Annotated in this window: 19 protein-coding genes; all 19 read left to right on the top strand. The window is 45.0% G+C overall.

The features are described from left to right. Nucleotide 1 precedes the first annotated feature (1 nt). Complete coding sequence (gene spoIIIAF / locus AB1L08_RS03285; RefSeq protein WP_413063247.1) at nt 2-610, top strand: stage III sporulation protein AF; 609 nt, start codon at nt 2-4, stop codon at nt 608-610. A gap of 3 nt (nt 611-613) precedes the next feature. Then, nucleotides 614-1,273: a stage III sporulation protein AG gene (spoIIIAG, locus tag AB1L08_RS03280; protein ID WP_413063246.1), complete on the top strand. Its 660-nt coding sequence runs from the start codon at nt 614-616 to the stop codon at nt 1,271-1,273. Beyond that, a complete protein-coding gene (locus AB1L08_RS03275; protein ID WP_413063245.1) occupies nt 1,274-1,801 on the top strand; it encodes a SpoIIIAH-like family protein in 528 nt (175 codons plus the stop codon). A gap of 166 nt (nt 1,802-1,967) precedes the next feature. Next, nucleotides 1,968-2,483 carry an acetyl-CoA carboxylase biotin carboxyl carrier protein gene (accB, locus tag AB1L08_RS03270; RefSeq protein ID WP_413063244.1) on the top strand — a complete coding sequence of 172 codons (516 nt, stop codon included), beginning with the start codon at nt 1,968-1,970 and terminating at the stop codon, nt 2,481-2,483. 13 nt (nt 2,484-2,496) lie between these two features. After that, nucleotides 2,497-3,852 (top strand): acetyl-CoA carboxylase biotin carboxylase subunit, encoded by a 1,356-nt coding sequence (gene accC, locus AB1L08_RS03265; protein ID WP_413063243.1) that lies wholly within the window; start codon nt 2,497-2,499, stop codon nt 3,850-3,852. 14 nt (nt 3,853-3,866) lie between these two features. Further along, a complete protein-coding gene (locus AB1L08_RS03260) occupies nt 3,867-4,283 on the top strand; it encodes an Asp23/Gls24 family envelope stress response protein (RefSeq protein ID WP_413063242.1) in 417 nt (138 codons plus the stop codon). 123 nt (nt 4,284-4,406) lie between these two features. After that, nucleotides 4,407-4,811 (top strand): transcription antitermination factor NusB, encoded by a 405-nt coding sequence (gene nusB / locus AB1L08_RS03255; RefSeq protein ID WP_413063241.1) that lies wholly within the window; start codon nt 4,407-4,409, stop codon nt 4,809-4,811. Further along, on the top strand, nt 4,808-5,689 hold the full coding sequence (gene folD, locus AB1L08_RS03250) for a bifunctional methylenetetrahydrofolate dehydrogenase/methenyltetrahydrofolate cyclohydrolase FolD (protein WP_413063240.1): 882 nt from the start codon (nt 4,808-4,810) through the stop codon (nt 5,687-5,689). The genes nusB and folD overlap by 4 nt, the downstream gene beginning before the upstream one ends. Before the next feature lie 71 nt (nt 5,690-5,760). Beyond that, on the top strand, nt 5,761-7,113 hold the full coding sequence (gene xseA, locus AB1L08_RS03245; RefSeq protein ID WP_413063239.1) for an exodeoxyribonuclease VII large subunit: 1,353 nt from the start codon (nt 5,761-5,763) through the stop codon (nt 7,111-7,113). Next, entirely contained in the window at nt 7,110-7,340 is a 231-nt protein-coding gene (gene xseB / locus AB1L08_RS03240) for an exodeoxyribonuclease VII small subunit (RefSeq protein WP_413063238.1), read from the top strand. The genes xseA and xseB overlap by 4 nt, the downstream gene beginning before the upstream one ends. After that, nucleotides 7,337-8,221 carry a polyprenyl synthetase family protein gene (locus tag AB1L08_RS03235; protein WP_413063237.1) on the top strand — a complete coding sequence of 295 codons (885 nt, stop codon included), beginning with the start codon at nt 7,337-7,339 and terminating at the stop codon, nt 8,219-8,221. The genes xseB and AB1L08_RS03235 overlap by 4 nt, the downstream gene beginning before the upstream one ends. 693 nt (nt 8,222-8,914) lie before the next feature. Then, on the top strand, nt 8,915-9,529 hold the full coding sequence (locus AB1L08_RS03230) for a hypothetical protein (RefSeq protein WP_413063236.1): 615 nt from the start codon (nt 8,915-8,917) through the stop codon (nt 9,527-9,529). Between the two features lie 18 nt (nt 9,530-9,547). Then, the gene (gene dxs / locus AB1L08_RS03225; protein ID WP_413063295.1) at nt 9,548-11,431 is read left to right on the top strand and encodes a 1-deoxy-D-xylulose-5-phosphate synthase; all 1,884 of its coding nucleotides are present in this window, start codon (nt 9,548-9,550) and stop codon (nt 11,429-11,431) included. A 3-nt stretch (nt 11,432-11,434) separates the two neighbouring features. Continuing rightward, the gene (locus AB1L08_RS03220; protein WP_413063235.1) at nt 11,435-12,256 is read left to right on the top strand and encodes a TlyA family RNA methyltransferase; all 822 of its coding nucleotides are present in this window, start codon (nt 11,435-11,437) and stop codon (nt 12,254-12,256) included. A gap of 109 nt (nt 12,257-12,365) precedes the next feature. Further along, nucleotides 12,366-12,815: a transcriptional regulator AhrC/ArgR gene (gene ahrC / locus AB1L08_RS03215; protein WP_413063234.1), complete on the top strand. Its 450-nt coding sequence runs from the start codon at nt 12,366-12,368 to the stop codon at nt 12,813-12,815. Between the two features lie 13 nt (nt 12,816-12,828). After that, nucleotides 12,829-14,502 (top strand): DNA repair protein RecN, encoded by a 1,674-nt coding sequence (recN, locus tag AB1L08_RS03210; protein WP_413063233.1) that lies wholly within the window; start codon nt 12,829-12,831, stop codon nt 14,500-14,502. Nucleotides 14,503-14,623: 121 nt separating this feature from the next. Further along, on the top strand, nt 14,624-15,910 hold the full coding sequence (gene spoIVB / locus AB1L08_RS03205; protein ID WP_413063294.1) for a SpoIVB peptidase: 1,287 nt from the start codon (nt 14,624-14,626) through the stop codon (nt 15,908-15,910). A 342-nt stretch (nt 15,911-16,252) separates the two neighbouring features. Next, nucleotides 16,253-17,041, top strand: coding sequence for a sporulation transcription factor Spo0A (gene spo0A, locus AB1L08_RS03200; RefSeq protein WP_413063232.1), 789 nt, complete (start codon nt 16,253-16,255; stop codon nt 17,039-17,041). A 160-nt stretch (nt 17,042-17,201) separates the two neighbouring features. Then, nucleotides 17,202-17,933 carry a glycerophosphodiester phosphodiesterase gene (locus AB1L08_RS03195; protein ID WP_413063231.1) on the top strand — a complete coding sequence of 244 codons (732 nt, stop codon included), beginning with the start codon at nt 17,202-17,204 and terminating at the stop codon, nt 17,931-17,933. Nucleotides 17,934-17,993: the final 60 nt, after the last annotated feature.

The following is a 17,993-nucleotide window of genomic DNA, read 5'->3' as shown; positions in this document are numbered from 1 at the left end:
CTTGGCACTTTTAACCGAGTGGATCACAAATATTGTCATCTTTATCATGCTGGCCATGATTGTTGATATGCTTCTGCCCAATTCCAGCATGAGAAAATATGTCAAGCTCGTAACCGGGCTGTTGCTCATTACGATTGTCATAACGCCTGTCTTCAAACTATTTTCCGCCGACGTGGACGACCTCATTGCCGCCTTTTCGGATTCTGATGATGAAACCGGAGAATTTCTTCAAGAAAAAACAGAAGAGAAAAAAAAAGAAATAGAAACATCCAACCATGCATATATATTAAAGCAAATGGCTGTCCAAATGAAAGAATCAATAGAGAAGGAGATGATTGACCGCTATGGAATGGTCATTACCGACATAAACATAAAAAGTGAACCCGGGGCAGGAGACGTGCCTGAAAACATAAAAAAGATTACTGTCCGCCTGGAACCGGAAACAAAAACGGGAGAAGTAGAAAAAGTGCAGGAAGTAACGGTTGATCTCAAACAACAGTCAACAGATCGGCCCCAGGAATCAGCAGAAGACATAATAGCCATGCTGTCACAGCATTGGGATGTACCAGCGGAAAAAATAGAAGTTGCAGGTGAGGGGAGGAACCAATAATTCATGAAACACGGTCCTCTTGATTGGTTGAAAAATCTGCTTGACGGAAACAAAAAAGATGGTTCCCGTAACAAAAATAACAAGTTTTATTATGCGGTCATCCTGGTTCTGGCCGGTGTGGCGCTAATGCTCATTTCCGATTTGGCAAAACCGGATAAAAAACCCGAGCCGGCAACAGTATTTAAAGAGGATGAAACAGATGGGAAATATGCGGAAACATTCGGCTCCAAAAAATCTGCAGAAGATGCGATAAAGTTGATGGAAAAGCAGTATGAAGACGAATTGAAGGAAGTTTTGGACCAAATTGTCGGAGTCCATGACGTCAAGGTTTTTGTCAATATAGAAGCAACAAAGAAAAACGTCTATGAAAAAAATGCTGCCCTGAAAAATCAAACGACAGTGGAAGAAGATAAAGAAGGCGGAACGAGAAAAATAGAAGACCAGTCAACCGAAGACGAGTTGGTCCTCATCCGGGAAGGCGATAAAGAAGTGCCGCTCATTTCGGAGACGAAAAAGCCTGAAATAAAGGGCGTTTTAATTGTGGCGGGAGGAGCTGAAAATATACAAATAAAAAAATGGATCGTTGAGGCGGTAACAAGGGGGCTGGATGTCCCAAGCCATAAAGTGGCTGTAATGCCGAAAAAGTCTAAGGGGGACTCGTAAATGCTGTTGAAAAAACAAACCGTTTGGTTGTTGACGATGCTGAGCCTTGTAGTGGTGTTGTCTGTTTATTATGTAACATCCGATCCGGCAAGAGACGAGATCACTGCCAATCAAAACAGCGGCCGGGAAGCGGGAGAAGCAAGTAAAAAAGACATGAAGGTCCTTACTGAAGCAGCGGGGGATGAAGCTTTTGAAGCCGTACGGCTTGATGTCCAGGACAAAAGAAGCAAGGAAATTGCCGATTTGACAACCCAGATAGCATCACCGGATCTAAGCGCAGAGGAGAAAAATGAACTGGTAACAAAAAAGCAGGAACTAGCTGCTCTCGAAACGAAAGAGAAAACGCTGGAAAGTTTGATCAAAACGCTTGGCTATGAGGATGCTTTAGTCAGGGCCGAAAATGACCAATTTTTGATTACCGTAAAAGCGAAAGAACATTCACGGGCAGATGCGGTCCGCATTTTGCAAATGGTGAGGGAGGAACTCGGAACCAATACGGTCGCTACAGTAGAATTCCATACAAATTAATGTAAAGACGGAGGGAATCGATCCTGTCCGTCTTTTTAATTTCTATACAAACAGCAGGATCGGAGCGGCAAAAAAATGAATGCTTCTTGCGGTCTTTCATTGAATTTATCATATCTGTTATATTATGATATTAAGAGCTACCCATAACTTTGAAGGAGTGTCGTACATGTTAAAGGTTCAGGAAATACGTGAAATCATCAAGTTGGTGGATCAATCAGATATTGACGTGTTTGTTTATGAGCATGACGGTTCAAAAATCAAACTGAAGAAAAAAGGCTATAAAATCGCTCAAGAGGTACACCCCCAGGCAGCTGTCCAGCCACAGACTGAACAGCCTGTTGTAAGTGAAGGGCCGGCCGTGCAGCCTGCACCCGTACAGACACAGGCAGAAAGCGCGGCCGTGCAGCCAACCCCTGCTCCGGAAACTGCCGACGAAAGCAACTTGCATAAAATCACTTCCCCAATGGTCGGGACGTTTTATCAGGCTCCTTCCCCTGACAGCGAACCTTACGTGAAAGTTGGATCCCGTGTCAGCGAAAACACAATAGTTTGCATTGTCGAAGCGATGAAGCTGTTTAACGAGATTGAAGCGGAAGTCGAAGGGGAAATTGTACAAATATTAGTGAAAGACGGTGAACTCGTAGAATACGGCCAACCGTTATTTTTAGTCAAGCCTAGGTAAGGAGCGAATGAAATTGATCAAAAAAGTGTTAATTGCCAACAGGGGAGAAATTGCTGTACGGATCATTCGGGCCTGCATGGAAATGAATATAGAAACTGTCGCAGTCTATTCCGAAGCGGATAAGGAGGCATTGCATGTCCAACTGGCGGATGAAGCATACTGCATCGGTCCGCGGGCATCAAAAGACAGCTATTTGAATTCGGCCAATGTCGTAAGCATTGCCAAACTTACCGGATGCGACGCCATTCATCCCGGTTACGGATTCCTGGCGGAAAATGCGGACTTCGCCGAACTATGCCGTGAATGCAACATTATTTTTATTGGCCCAAGCCCCGAGGCTATTTCAAAAATGGGAACAAAAGACGTTGCCCGCACGACAATGAAAGAAGCGGGGGTGCCCATCGTACCGGGATCTGACGGGATCGTCGAAAGCACGGAAGAAGCCATCAAAATTGCCGGGAAAATTGGTTATCCGGTCATCATCAAAGCAACAGCCGGGGGAGGCGGAAAGGGTATCAGGCCCGCGAAAAATGAAGAAGAGCTGATCAAGGGAATGGAAATTACCCAGCGCGAGGCATTAACCGCTTTCGGAAACCCGGGAGTGTATATTGAAAAATATATTACCGATTTCCGGCATGTTGAAATCCAAATCCTGGCTGATAATCATGGAAATGTCATTCATTTGGGGGAAAGGGATTGTACGATCCAGCGCAGGCTGCAAAAACTGGTCGAAGAAACGCCCTCCCCTGCACTCAATCAGGAAATAAGAGAACAGATGGGGCAGGCCGCCATCAATGCTGCAAAAGCGGTTAACTATTCCGGTGCCGGAACAGTGGAGTTTATTTTTGACCATAGAGAAAATAAATTTTACTTTATGGAAATGAATACGAGAATCCAGGTGGAGCATCCTGTCACGGAAATGGTAACGGGCGTTGATTTGATCAAGGAGCAGATCAGGGTGGCCGCCAACCAGGAGTTGTCACTTGCCCAGGAGGAAGTAGAAATGAAGGGCTGGTCGATTGAGTGCCGAATTAACGCGGAAAATCCGGAAAAAAATTTCATGCCTTCAGCAGGCAAAATTGAAATGTACTTGCCTCCGGGCGGCATGGGCATCCGGGTGGATTCCGGGGTATACCCGGGCTATACGATCCCGCCTTATTATGATTCCATGATTGCGAAGTTGATCTCTTACGGATCTACCCGGGAAGAAGCCATTGCAAGGATGAAAAGAGCGCTGGAAGAATTTATTATAGAAGGTGTTCATACAACTATTCCGTTCCATTTAAAGCTGTTGGAACATGAAACTTTTGTGAACGGAGATTTCAATACAAAGTTTCTCGAACTGCATCCGATCATGAATGAAAAATAACGGAGGTGTTACAAATGGAAGAAAACTTGAACATGTTGGAAATGACACAAGACGACGGTCAGGCTCACGGCAAAATTGAAATCGCCCCCGAGGTAATAGAAGTCATTGCCGGAATCGCAGCTTCCGAAGTGGACGGGGTCGCCCAAATGCGCGGCAACTTTGCGACGGGTGTCGTTGAAAGGCTCGGCAAGAAAAACCACGGAAAAGGCATCCGTGTCGAACTGGCGGAAGATGGCATAAAGGTCGATGTGTATTGCCTGATGAAATTTGGCGTCTCCATCCCGACAGTAGCCCAAAAAGTTCAAGATAACATCAGGCAGGCCCTTTTGAACATGACCGCCCTTGAAGTCGAAGAAGTTAACATCCATATTGTGGGAGTAACGTTTGACAGCCCCAAACAAGGGCAGGACCAGGAATATGAAAATCAATAAGAGCCAGAGGTGAAATCCCTTTGGCTTTTTGCATTGTGGCCGAATCCGGCTTGATTTTTGCATGTTGTGGTAAAATAAATACAAAAATATAGCCATAAGTTGACAAAGGAGTTTTATAAAAAGATGAAAAGAAGATCGGCGCGTGAAAAGGCGCTACAGGCACTCTTTCAAATCGATATGAGCGGTGCCGATGCACATGAAGCATTGCATCATGTTCTCGGCGAACAGCCGACTGATTCCTTTTTGGAGGACCTTCTGTTTGGTACTGTCAAAAACAGGGAGGAAATTGATCAAGAGATCAGCAAGCACCTGGAACGCTGGTCGATTGACCGGCTGGCAAAAGTTGATTTAAACATTCTCAGGATTGGGACGTACGAACTGAAGTACTCGGATGTCCCGCCAAATGTGGCGATTAATGAGGCCATAGAAGTGGCGAAAACATTTGGGGATGATAAATCGGGTCCATTTATCAATGGGATTTTATCAAAAATAAAAGGAGAGAAATCAGGGCGGGAGGAATTGAAATGACAGGAAAAGAGATTAATGGAAAAGACATATCGCTGGAAATAAGGGGAAAATTGCAAAAGGAAGTGGCGGCTCTTATCGATAAGGGTGTAAAGCCGGGGTTGGCAGTCATTTTAGTGGGGGATAACCCTGCATCCAAAACGTATGTCAAATCAAAACAAAAAAGCTGCCGGGAAATTGGCATGGAATCGATATTAATGGAAATGCCTTTTGATACTTCGGAGGAAAAACTGCTGGCTGAAATCAAAAAGCTGAACGATAACGATGACATTCACGGCATTTTGGTGCAACTGCCGCTTCCTTCTCATATTTCGGAAATAAAGGTGATCCAAACAATCGCACCGAAAAAAGACGTCGATGGTTTTCACCCCGTAAACATTGGCAGGATGATGACCGGCCAGGACACCTTTTTGCCTTGCACGCCGTTTGGAGTCATGGAAATGTTGAAATACACAGGAATTGATCCGGAAGGCAAACATGCTGTCATTATCGGCCGGAGCAACATTGTCGGAAAGCCGATGGGACAGCTGCTGCTCCGGGAAAACGCAACCGTCACTTATTGCCATTCGAAAACTTCGGACATGAAATCATTGACAAATCAGGCAGATATTCTTGTGGCCGCAGTCGGGAAGCCGAAAATGATTACGGCGGATTATGTCAAAGAAGGAGCCGTCGTCATCGATGTCGGCATCAACAGGGATGAGAACGGGAAACTGTGCGGAGATGTCGACTTTGACGATGTAAAAGAAAAAGCTGCGTTCATTACACCCGTACCAGGGGGTGTCGGGCCGATGACGATTACCATGCTGCTGTACAATACCGTTAAATCAGCAAAAAAGACCTTAAATCATCGCAATCAAAATAAAGACGTAGTAAAATGAATATATGCGATCGAACGAAAAGCTGTCATCATTCATCAGGGCAGCTTTTTTGCTGAAATAGGGGTAGAAAAATGGAAAAACCAACGTATTTAACGATCAGAGCTTTAACCAAATATATAAAGCGCAAATTCGATGCCGATCCGCATCTTACGGACGTTCTCGTTAAAGGAGAGATATCCAATTTTAAAAGACATTCAAGCGGCCATATGTATTTTACGCTAAAAGATGAGCATGCCCGCATCAAGGCCGTCATGTTTTCAAGAGCGGCTTCCGGTTTAAAGTTTACTCCGGAAAATGGCATGCACGTTCTCGTCAAAGGAAATGTCACCGTCTACGAAATGAACGGCCAGTACCAAATGTATGTGGCCGAAATGCGGCCGGACGGAATCGGGGAACTTTACCTTGCCTATGAACAATTAAAAGAAAAGCTTGAAACAGAAGGATTGTTTGATGAGGGGAGGAAGAAACCGATTCCCGCTTTTCCCGAAAAGATCGGGGTCATTACTTCTCCTACAGGAGCAGCAATAAGAGACATCATCACGACGCTTAAACGCCGTTATCCCATTGGACAAATCATTGTCATTCCGGCGCTTGTTCAAGGAAAAAATGCTGCGAATTCCATAGCCGCCGCCATTCAAAAGGCAAACGGCGAAAATGTGGCAGATGTTCTTATTGTCGGCCGGGGCGGGGGCTCCATTGAAGAGCTATGGGCTTTTAATGAAGAGATCGTGGCAAGGGCCATTGTTGCTTCGCAAATACCTGTTATTTCGGCGGTAGGGCACGAGACTGACTTTACAATAGCCGATTTTGCGGCTGACTTAAGGGCGGCAACGCCGACGGCTGCCGCAGAAATGGCCGTCCCCCACATGAAAGATTTGCTGGATCAGTTCATGCAGCGGAATACAAGACTTTATCAAAGCATGGCGGCAATTGTCAAAACGGCGAAAAACAAGCTGAATTATTTGGAACAATCTTATTTGTTCAGAAATCCCGGAAACATCTATCAACAAAAATGGCTCCATTTGGACCGGCTGGCGGAACGGCTTCAACATGCCCAAAAGCATATTCTCTTCAGAAAACAGCATCGTTATGAAGATTTGAGCAACCAGCTTGCGAGATACCATCCGCTTTCCATTGTGAAGTCCGGAAGAGACAGGGTTTTAAGGGCCGAGCGCAGGCTCATGCAGGAATCAAGGACCGTATTCAAGTCAAAAACCGGTGAATTTTCCGGGAAAGTTGCCACATTGGAAGCACTAAACCCGTTAAATATCCTGAGAAGAGGGTTTAATATCGCTTATACAGAAGAAGGGAAGCTGCTAAAAAGCATTCACCAATCGGAAAAAGGAGACCATTTGGCACTCCAGCTTGTGGATGGAAAATTGTTCTGTACGATAAACGATAAGGAAAAGGGGGCGGAAAAATGAGTGAGAAACTGACGTTTGAACAAGCGCTTGAAGAACTTGAAACCATTATCGGACGGTTGGAGGAAGGGGATATTCCACTTGAAGAGGCGCTTGAGATGTACCAAAAAGGAATGGCCTTATCCAAGATTTGCCATGACAAGTTAAAGTTTGCGGAAGAAAAATTGACGAAAGTATTGACCGAAGAAGGAGAAAAAGATTTTCACATTCATGAGGAGGAGCAAGATTGACCATTGAGTTGAACCAATTTATGGATAAGTACAAGCAAATATTGAATGAACAATTGCTAAAAAAAATATCGGAACTTGAGGCTCCTCCCAAACTGAAGGAAGCAATGGCCTATTCTTTAAAAGCCGGGGGAAAAAGGATCAGGCCGCTTTTATTATTCGCCGTCATCGAGTCATGCGGCAAAAACCCGATGCTGGGACTTCCCGTCGCCCTGGCATTGGAAATGGTCCATACATATTCTTTGATCCATGACGACCTTCCGAGCATGGATAACGATGATTTAAGAAGGGGGCTGCCCACCAACCATAAGGTGTATGGAGAAGCGATGGCCATTTTGGCCGGAGACGGTTTGCTGACATACGGTTTTGAGCTGATCGCCGCTGATTCTTCGTTAGATCCGGCCACGCGCATCCATATGATTCGCCTATTGGCCCAATGTGCCGGCCCCGAAGGGATGGTAGGCGGCCAAGTGGCCGATCTCGAAGGGGAAAATCAAGCTCTTGCAATCAATGAACTTGAGCATATTCACCATCGTAAAACAGGCAAATTATTATCGTTCGCCATTTTGGCCGGAGCTCAAATCGGCGGAGCCCGGGAAGATCAAATCAGATCATTCCAAAAGTTTTCCTATCATCTTGGCCTAGGGTTTCAAATCAGTGATGACATTTTGGATGTTGAAGGCGATGAAGATTTACTGGGGAAACCGGTGGGAAGCGATACGGGCAAACATAAAAGTACGTATCCTGCTTTACTTTCGATGGAGGGAGCCAAAAAGCAGCTTGAGTACCACATCGACGAAGCAAAATCCGCGTTAAGGGAGACGAAGCTGTCGACCGGTTTGCTGGAGCAAATCACCGACCTGATCGCGGTCCGCACTTTTTAGGAAAATTTTGTATCATTTGATATGGCAAGGCGATTATGTTATAATTTTTTGCAGATTATCGGATGGTGCAGTATTCTAGTCAGCCTACCGGTTCTGAAGGTGAGCCTAAAAATTCACTAAAGGGCACATCGATGAAGTTCCTTGTTCCGGCTTGAGGAGCCCAGCCTTGGGTCGGAGCTGGGAGTAAAGGTTTAAGGGCGATCCACAAAGGCATGTGGGCGTAGACCCTTTACCGCGGAGGCTTCGCCATGTTCGTCCGGCTTAACAAGCGCATATGAACGAACGCGGAGTATAGACCTGCGACGTGATGTGGGGCATCACTAGCAGCGTAGCCTGCCTTGCGTGAAGCTTGAGGGGATTATGGTTATAAGAAAACGGAACGGTTGGCCATCGTCCCGTTTCTTTTCGTCCATATGAAATCAGCTTTGCAAAAGAGGCTAAGAACTTGGTTAAAGGTTGTTGAGGAAATCTCCTAGACTGTTCCCAAGGACATGATAAGAGGATTATAGTGCGGACTGAGTGGCAATCCAGTCTGGCAGATGGCGACACTGCCAAAGCGGGTTTAAAGGGAAACCGCCGCCATGGCGACATGCGGTACCCGCTTGGGAAAACCTACTGGACCTAAGCCGTAATTTTTACTCTTATGATGGCCATCCGGCCTTAATTCTGATAAACGGTGAATGAAAACTGATTATGAATGATTTGATTAAAAATTCTATAAAATGGAGTATAAGCATTGCCGTTATCACTTTTGTGTTAGCGGCTGTTTTTTCAATTGCTTCAAACGGCATTTTAATTGGAGTACCTTGGACATTGGGCCTTCTTGTTGTTCTTATTATTGTATTAATAGGAATTTTATTTGATATGATCGGGATTGCTGCGGCCGCTGCCATAGAAACGCCCTTTCATTCAATGGCGGCAAGGAAGGTTCACGGGGCAAAGCATTCGATTTTGATATTAAGAAATGCGGACAGGGTGGCAAGTTTTTGCAATGATGTCATTGGCGATATTTCCGGAATCATAAGCGGAACAGCGTCCGCCCTTGTCGTCATTCAAATTGCCCAGTCCGTCCGCCTGCCGGCTGCATCACCTGCCGAATATGCGATCAATGTGGGCCTGACGAGTCTCATTGCCGCTTTGACCGTTGGAGGAAAGGCGTTGGGCAAGTCCTTTGCAATTACATACTCACGTGATATTATTTTTCATGTAGGAAAAATATTGCAGTTCCTGGAAGATAAAATCCATATCACGATTATAAAAAACAAAAAGAAAAAAAGGCCGAAGCAAAAATCCAAGAAACGAAAGTGAGTGATCCGTTTGGATCTCATGTCAATTAAAAACCCCTCTTTTTTAAAGGATCTTAACATACAGCAGCTGGAAGAACTCAGCTCGGAAATCCGGCGTTTCCTGATTGAAACATTATCCAGGACAGGAGGCCATATCGGTCCGAATTTGGGGGTAGTAGAGCTGACCATTGCCCTTCATCAATGCTTTGACAGCCCGAAAGATAAAATTATTTGGGATGTCGGCCATCAGTCATACGTACACAAGATTTTAACGGGGAGAGCGTCCCAATTTGATACCCTCCGCCAATATAAAGGGTTATGCGGGTTTCCCAAAATGTCGGAAAGTGAACATGACGTTTGGGAGACCGGGCACAGTTCCACGTCATTGTCCGCGGCGATGGGCATGGTCATTGCCCGCGATGTAAAAAAGGAAAACCATTTTGTGATCCCGGTTATTGGCGACGGGGCACTGACCGGCGGCATGGCCCTTGAAGCCTTGAACCATATCGGCCATGAGCAAAAGGACATGATCGTTGTCCTTAATGACAATGAGATGTCCATAGCGCCCAATGTCGGTGCATTGCACAACGTGCTCGGAAGGCTCAGAACGGCAGGAAAGTATCAGTGGGTCAAGGAAGAGCTTGATTACTTATTGAAAAAGATTCCGGCTGTTGGCGGAAAATTGGCAGCGACAGCGGAAAAAGTAAAAGACAGCCTCAAATATATGCTGGTTTCCGGCGTTTTTTTTGAAGAACTCGGATTTACCTATCTGGGCCCCGTGGATGGCCACGACTTTGGTTCGTTATTTGAAAACCTGTCGTACGCAAAGAAAACAAAAGGTCCTGTTTTATTGCATGTCATCACAAAAAAAGGAAAAGGGTATGAACCGGCAGAGCATGACAGGATCGGAACCTGGCACGGAACGGGCCAATATAAAATAGAAACGGGAGATATTATCAAACCTGTCAATGCCCCTCCTTCGTGGAGTTCATTGGTCAGTGAAACGGTCAGAAAACTTGCCCGCACCGACGAGCGTATTGTCGCCATTACCCCGGCCATGCCGGTCGGCTCCAAGCTGGAAAGTTTTGCCGAAGAATTTCCGGACCGGATGTTTGATGTGGGAATTGCCGAGCAGCATGCCGCAACAATGGCTGCCGGTCTGGCTACCCAAAAAATGAAGCCCTTCCTGGCGATCTACTCCACTTTTCTGCAAAGGGCGTATGATCAAGTACTTCATGATATTTGCCGGCAAAATGTAAATGTTTTTATCGGGATAGACAGGGCCGGTCTCGTTGGTGCAGACGGAGAAACTCACCAGGGCGTATTCGATATTGCTTTTTTGCGGCATTTGCCGAATATGGTGATCATGATGCCGAAAGACGAAAATGAAGGCCAGCATATGGTCAATACGGCGATTAAATATGATGACGGACCGATCGCACTGCGTTTTCCGCGGGGAAATGGCTACGGTGTTTCAATGGATTCGGACCTGAAACAAATCCCGATCGGTTCGTGGGAGGTGTTAAGGCAGGGGACAGATGCTGCCATATTGACATTTGGCACGACGATCCCCATGGCGCTTGAAGCCGCAAGCAGGCTTGAAAAACAGGGCATTTCCGTCCAAGTGGTCAACGCCCGTTTTATCAAACCGCTTGATGATCAGCTCCTGCACGGCCTTTTGCGGAGAAATATGCCGATCTTGACGATTGAGGAGGCCGTATTGCAGGGGGGCTTCGGCAGTGCCGTTCTTGAGTTTGCCAGTGAACACGGATACCGCCATGCCTTCATTGACAGGCTCGGCGTCCCCGATCGCTTTATAGAGCATGGCAGCGTCAAAGAGCTGCTGAAGGAAATCGGGATGACACCCGAGAATGTTGTCATGAAAATAAAGGCGCTGATGCCGAAAAAACAAAAAAGGGCATAATACATGAAAACAAAAAAAATGAGGCTGGACCTGCTCCTGGTTGAAAGGGGCTTGATGGAAACAAGGGAAAAAGCGAAAAGGGCGATTATGGCTGGAATCGTGTATACGAACGAAATGCGGCTCGACAAACCCGGTGAGAAAGTGGGCATAGACATTCCTCTTACCGTGAAGGGGAATGTCATTCCCTATGTAAGCAGGGGCGGCTTGAAATTGGAAAAAGCGATTCGCCGTTTCCAATTACATTTGAAAGATAAAACCGTGCTTGATATCGGTGCTTCGACCGGCGGCTTTACAGACTGTGCACTTCAGCACGGGGCAAAAATGTCCTATGCCCTCGATGTTGGGTATAATCAGCTTGCCTGGAAACTGAGGCAGGATGAACGTGTCGTCGTAATGGAAAGGACGAATTTTCGCCATGTAACGCCTGATGAATTTCCGGTCAAGCCGGATATGGCAGTGATAGATGTCTCTTTTATCTCGTTAACCTTGATCTTGCCTGTTTTAAAAAACATACTTGTTCCCGGTGGTGATGTCATTGCGTTAATCAAGCCGCAGTTTGAGGCCGGCAAAGACCAGGTTGGCAAAAAGGGGATCGTACGGGAACCGAAAACTCATGAACAAGTCATTATGAAAATAAAAGAGTTTGCCATCTCCGAAGGTTACGATGTCAAAAACCTTGATTTTTCCCCGATTACCGGCGGTGAAGGGAATATTGAGTTTCTCATTCATTTGCGGTATGAAGGCAAAAAGGAAACGGGCAGCGACGAAACAAGCGTGAAGGTGGCGGATATTGTTCAACAGGCGCATCATCAATTCAACAAGTAACGAAGGGCAATCTGTTCCAGATTGCCCTTTTTTCAATGAAAAATTATAATACTAATAATGATGGACAGCATAAAAATGCAATTTAATGCAAATGCAAGAGGTGGAAAATATGAGCAAGGGACGGCGTCATTTGAAAATCCGTGAAGTGATCGGAAAAAGGGAAATCGAAACCCAGGATGAACTGGTCGATTACTTGAAAAATCAAGGCTTTAACGTTACGCAGGCAACCGTGTCACGGGACATCAAGGAATTGCATCTCGTGAAAGTTCCTCTTCCGGACGGGCGGTATAAATATAGCCTTCCAGCCGATCAGCGGTTTAATCCGCTTCAAAAGTTAAAACGGTTGTTAACGGATTCTTTTATTGGAATCGATCATACGGATAACTTTATTGTTTTAAAAACACTCCCGGGAAATGCGCAGGCTATTGGCGCATTGATCGATAACCTTGATTGGGAAGAAATTATGGGTACGATTTGTGGAGATGACACGTGCTTGATTATTTGCAGGGCACCCGAATATGCGGAAACAATCAATGAAAAGTTTATCAACATGCTTTAAGGGGAGGAATTCTTTGTTACAGGAATTGTCGATTAGAAACTTTGCCATCATTGACAAAATATCCATTTCATTTTCGGAAGGATTGACTGTTTTAACCGGTGAAACAGGGGCCGGCAAATCGATAATCATTGACGCGGTCCATTTGTTGGTCGGAGGGCGCGGATCAGCGGAGTTTGTGCGGCATGGGGAAAAAAAGGCGGAAATCGAAGGCCTGTTTTATATCCATGACGAACATTCCTGTATGGAGAAAGCAAAGGAAATTGGAATTGACGCAGAAGAAGGGATGGTTGTATTGCGCCGGGAAATTTCAAATACCGGCAAAAGCGTGTGCCGGATTAACGGAAAGCTTGTCACGATCTCCGCCATGCGTGAGATCGGCAGTTCGTTAATCGATATCCATGGGCAACATGAGCACCAGGAATTGATGAATGACGCTTTGCATTTATTGCTTTTGGATCAATACGGCAAAGAGGAAATCATGCCTGCAAGGGAGCGTTACGCCAAAGTTTATGAAAAATATGTGGATGTACAAAATAAAATTGATGAGCTAAGCAAAAACGAGCAGCAAATGGCCCATCGCCTCGATTTGCTTCAATTTCAAGTGCAGGAAATTGAAAAAGCAAACCTTCAAGCGGATGAAGATGAGCTGCTGGAAGAAGAAAGGAAGCGGCTTGCCAATTTTGAAAAGTTGTTCGCCTCCTTAAAAGACGGCTACGAACAGCTGCAGGGAGACCAGCGCGGCCTTGACTATATCGGCCATGCGATGAGCATATTGGAAACAGCGGCGGAAATCGACCATAAATACCAATCCATCATCGAGACTGTATCCAACAGTTATTATATGCTGGAGGATGCCGTTTCAACGATCAGAACCGAGCTTGATCTGCTTGAATACGATCCCATGCGGTTAAATGAAATTGAATCGCGTCTGAATGAAATCAGCCAGCTAAAAAGGAAATACGGTTATTCGGTACAAAACATTTTGGATTACCATAAGAAAATCAAGGAAGAAATCGAATCGATCCTTAACAAGGAAGACCGCATCGAAGAGTTGCAAAAACAACTTGACAGGCTAAAAATACAATTAATGGAAAAGGGCAGGCAATTGACTGAAATCCGGAAAAAATGGGCAAACAAGTTAACAAGCGCGATTCACCGGGAATTAAAAGAACTGTATATGGACCAGACCGTTTTTGCGGTTATTTTTAATGAGCAGCCCCCAAATGGACACGGGTTGGAAAGCATTCAATTTTACATTTCAACAAATCCCGGAGAGCCATTAAAACCCTTGTCTAAAGTAGCTTCCGGCGGGGAGCTGTCACGCATGATGCTTGCGCTTAAAACAATATTTTCCACAAGGGTCACTTCCGTCATTTTTGATGAAGTGGATACGGGTGTAAGCGGCCGGGTCGCACAGGCGATGGCCGAGAAAATTTATAAGATATCCGTCAATTCGCAAGTTTTATGTATTTCTCATTTGCCCCAAGTCGCTGCAATGGCGGATCATCATATGCTCATTTCCAAAGAAATCATTGAAGGAAGAACGAGAACAACGATCAAAAGCCTGAATGAAAAAGAAAAAATAAAAGAAATTGGCCGCTTGATATCCGGAACAGAGATAACTGAAATTACAAAAAGACATGCAAAGGAATTGCTCCAAACTGCCTATACCCTGAAAAAGTCTTAAAAAAAATGAAAAGCTATCCTCCATTGGACATCTTTTTTTCTCGCCCCCAGTTATAATTGCACGTTCCGGAGGTCACATTATAACTGTGGACTAGAAGGCGAGGAGAGTGAAAAAGAAACTGATGAAAGAGCGACTAAGAAAGTTAACAGGTGTAATTCTCCTTGTATCTCTATTCATGATCGGCTTTTCCAAGCCGTTCCAACAATATGTTCACATTCCGCAAAGCATCACGATGTTCGAAGGGGAGAAGCAGGTTTTTCCAAAGTCAACTGCTGTTGCTGCAGCCACTGAAGCGGTGAACACGTTCACACTTAAGGATCAGAATGATGCCGTCTCATTAACGGGGGAAAACAGCGGCAAAGATGAAATGATCCTTCAACTTGCCGGTTTGCCCGTGAAGAAGGTGGACGTCAACGTACTGAAAAATTTCAAGGTACTCCCAGGCGGCCAATCCATCGGTGTCAAATTGAACACATTGGGTGTTCTCGTTGTCGGACATCATCTTGTGACCAACAAGGACGGAAAAGTTTCCCCTGGTGAAGATGCCGGGATCAAGGTTGGCGATATGATAACAGAGATCGACGGGAACAAAATTAAAAGCATGGACGAAATAGCCAATTATGTTGAAAGAGCCGGCAAGGACGGAAAACCGCTCAATATGGTGATTCGCCGGGAACAGGAGCAATTTGAGACAAAACTCCTCCCAATAAAGGACGAAAAGGAAAAGACCTTTAAATTGGGCCTGTATATTAGAGACTCTGCCGCAGGGATCGGAACAATGACTTTTTATGATCCAAAATCGAAAAAATACGGTGCCCTCGGGCATGTTATATCTGATATGGACACGAAAAAACCCATTGTTGTGGAAGATGGGCAAATTGTGAAATCAACGGTAACAGCCATTGAAAAAGGAAAGCACGGAACTCCCGGGGAAAAACTGGCCCGCTTTTCCGGAAATAAAGAAATCATTGGGAACATTACGTTAAACAGTCCATTTGGCATTTTTGGAACGTTAAAAAAAGACATCAAGAACGGCGTGATGGACAAGCCGCTTTCCATTGGCCTGTCCCATCAAGTAAAAGAAGGGCCTGCCAAAATTTTAACTGTTACAAACGGCAATGATGTAGAGGCGTATGACATCGAAATTGTTAGTACCATCCCGCAAAAATTCCCGGCTACCAAAGGAATGGTCATTAAGGTAACCGATAAAAGATTGTTGAACAAAACCGGTGGAATTGTTCAGGGAATGAGCGGGAGCCCGATTATTCAAAACAACAAGCTTGTCGGGGCGGTAACCCATGTATTTGTCAATGATCCAACTTCCGGGTATGGCGTCCATATTGAATGGATGCTGCATGAAGCCGGCATCAATATTTATGAACAAGAAAAAATGGAAAAAGCCGGTTAGGGGGCCATATGCCCCCTTTTTTTTTGTAAAAAATACGAACGGTATTTACACAAAGACGATCCGGAACCCCCGATCGGGTTTGACGGAATATACGATCAAATTCTATTCCAGCCAACCTCCCGCCACTTACTTCTAAGAAAGACGCGGAGCGTTTTTCTTTTAAGGAAAATTCTTATCGATTTATGTCGAAAACAGTAGAGAAAATTGGCAAATAAAAGCCTTCCTTGTCTTTTTATCTTATTTTTGAAATATAAAAAGGATTTTACCTTTTCTTGGCGTATTTGTCTGTTAGAATAAAAATATACTCATAATAAACCGTGAAGATTTAGGGAGGAACTAAAATTGGCGAAAATAAAAGTTGCACTTGTAGATGATAACCGCGAATTAATTTCTTTGCTTGTGGAATATATGTCCACCCAAAGCGACATCGAAATTGTAGGAACAGCGCATAATGGGCAAGATTGCCTAAACCTGCTGGAGAAAGTCGATGTTGATGTTCTTATCCTGGACATTATTATGCCTCATTTGGATGGTCTTGGCGTTTTGGAGAGAATCAGGGAATCAGAAACAATTCCGTTTCCGAATGTCATCATGCTGACCGCGTTCGGTCAGGAAGATGTAACAACAAAAGCAGTGGAACTCGGTGCATCCTACTTTATTCTGAAACCGTTTGATATGGAATATTTAGCAAACCATATAAGAAATGTAAGCGGGAAAGGAAACCGGACCGTAAAATCCGCATCATCCCAAACGAAAAAGCAAGGCGAGGATAAAGCAAGAAATCTCGAAGCGAGCATTACAACCGTTATCCACGAAATCGGCGTTCCTGCCCATATTAAAGGCTATCTGTACTTAAGGGAAGCGATTTCAATGGTATATCATGATATTGAATTGCTTGGTGCGATTACAAAAGTTCTTTATCCGGACATCGCAAAAAAATACAACACGACAGCCAGCCGTGTTGAAAGAGCCATTCGCCATGCGATTGAAGTGGCATGGAGCCGGGGAAATATTGATGCGATTTCATCCTTGTTCGGCTATACGATCAGCATGTCCAAAGCCAAGCCTACAAATTCGGAATTCATTGCCATGGTTGCGGATAAATTAAGACTGGAGCATAAAGCATCCTAATATTCGCTGGCCGCAAGACTCCCGCCCTCAAAAAATCGGAGAGGCAGGGTGCAGGATGCGATTGCTTTTACCAAAAGGGGGGATGAATAAAACCCCATACAAGGGAGTTTTGAATATATAAGGGTATCAATAATTAAATACCCTTTGAGGTGGTGGGCAGATGACATATATACTGGCACATCGGGGATCTGCGGGCACTCACCCGGAAAATACGATGGAGGCTTTTGTTGCGGCGGAAAAAGCGGGAGCCGACGGGATTGAGCTGGATGTTCAATTAACGGCGGATGGGGAGATCGTCGTCATCCATGATATTACCGTTGACAGGACGACAAACGGCAGCGGATACGTGGAAGATTTTACTTTTGAACAGATCCGAAAATTGAAAGCGAATTTCCATGCTACCCATTTTTTTAAGAAAACCACACGCATTCCTTCTTTGCGGGAAGTTTTCGAGTGGCTTGAAGGGAATGGCCTTCTATGCAATATCGAGCTGAAAAATGCCGTAAAGGCGTATAAAGGATTGGAAGAGAAAGTGATTGATCTAGTCAGGGAATTTTGTTTTGAAAGGCGGACAATCATTTCTTCGTTTAAACATTATTCACTTGTTCATTGTGTGCATTTGGCGCCTGAAATCCAAACGGCCCCGCTGTATAATGAAGTTCTGTTCCGGCCTTGGGAATATGCAAGATCACTTCAGGCAAGCGGCATTCATCCCAAACTGAAATCCATTTCCGCCGAAGCAATACAGGTGGCCATGGATTGCGGGATTGCGGTTCGGCCCTTTACGGTCAATAAAGAAAGGGACATGAAGAAACTATTTGCCATCAATTGTTCAGCCATTATAACCGATTATCCGGGAAAAGCGTTTCGAATCAGGAATCAATACTCATAAAAGGTCTGCATATTGCGCAGATCTTTTTCTTGGGTATATTCATTTGTGAGACCGGCTGGG

The organism is Siminovitchia jepli (assembly GCF_047228825.1).
In the GTDB taxonomy this organism is placed as follows: Bacteria; Bacillota; Bacilli; order Bacillales; family Bacillaceae_C; genus Siminovitchia.
The sequence above is the reverse complement of the archived record's forward strand: the minus strand, read 5'-3'. Positions and strand labels throughout refer to the sequence as shown.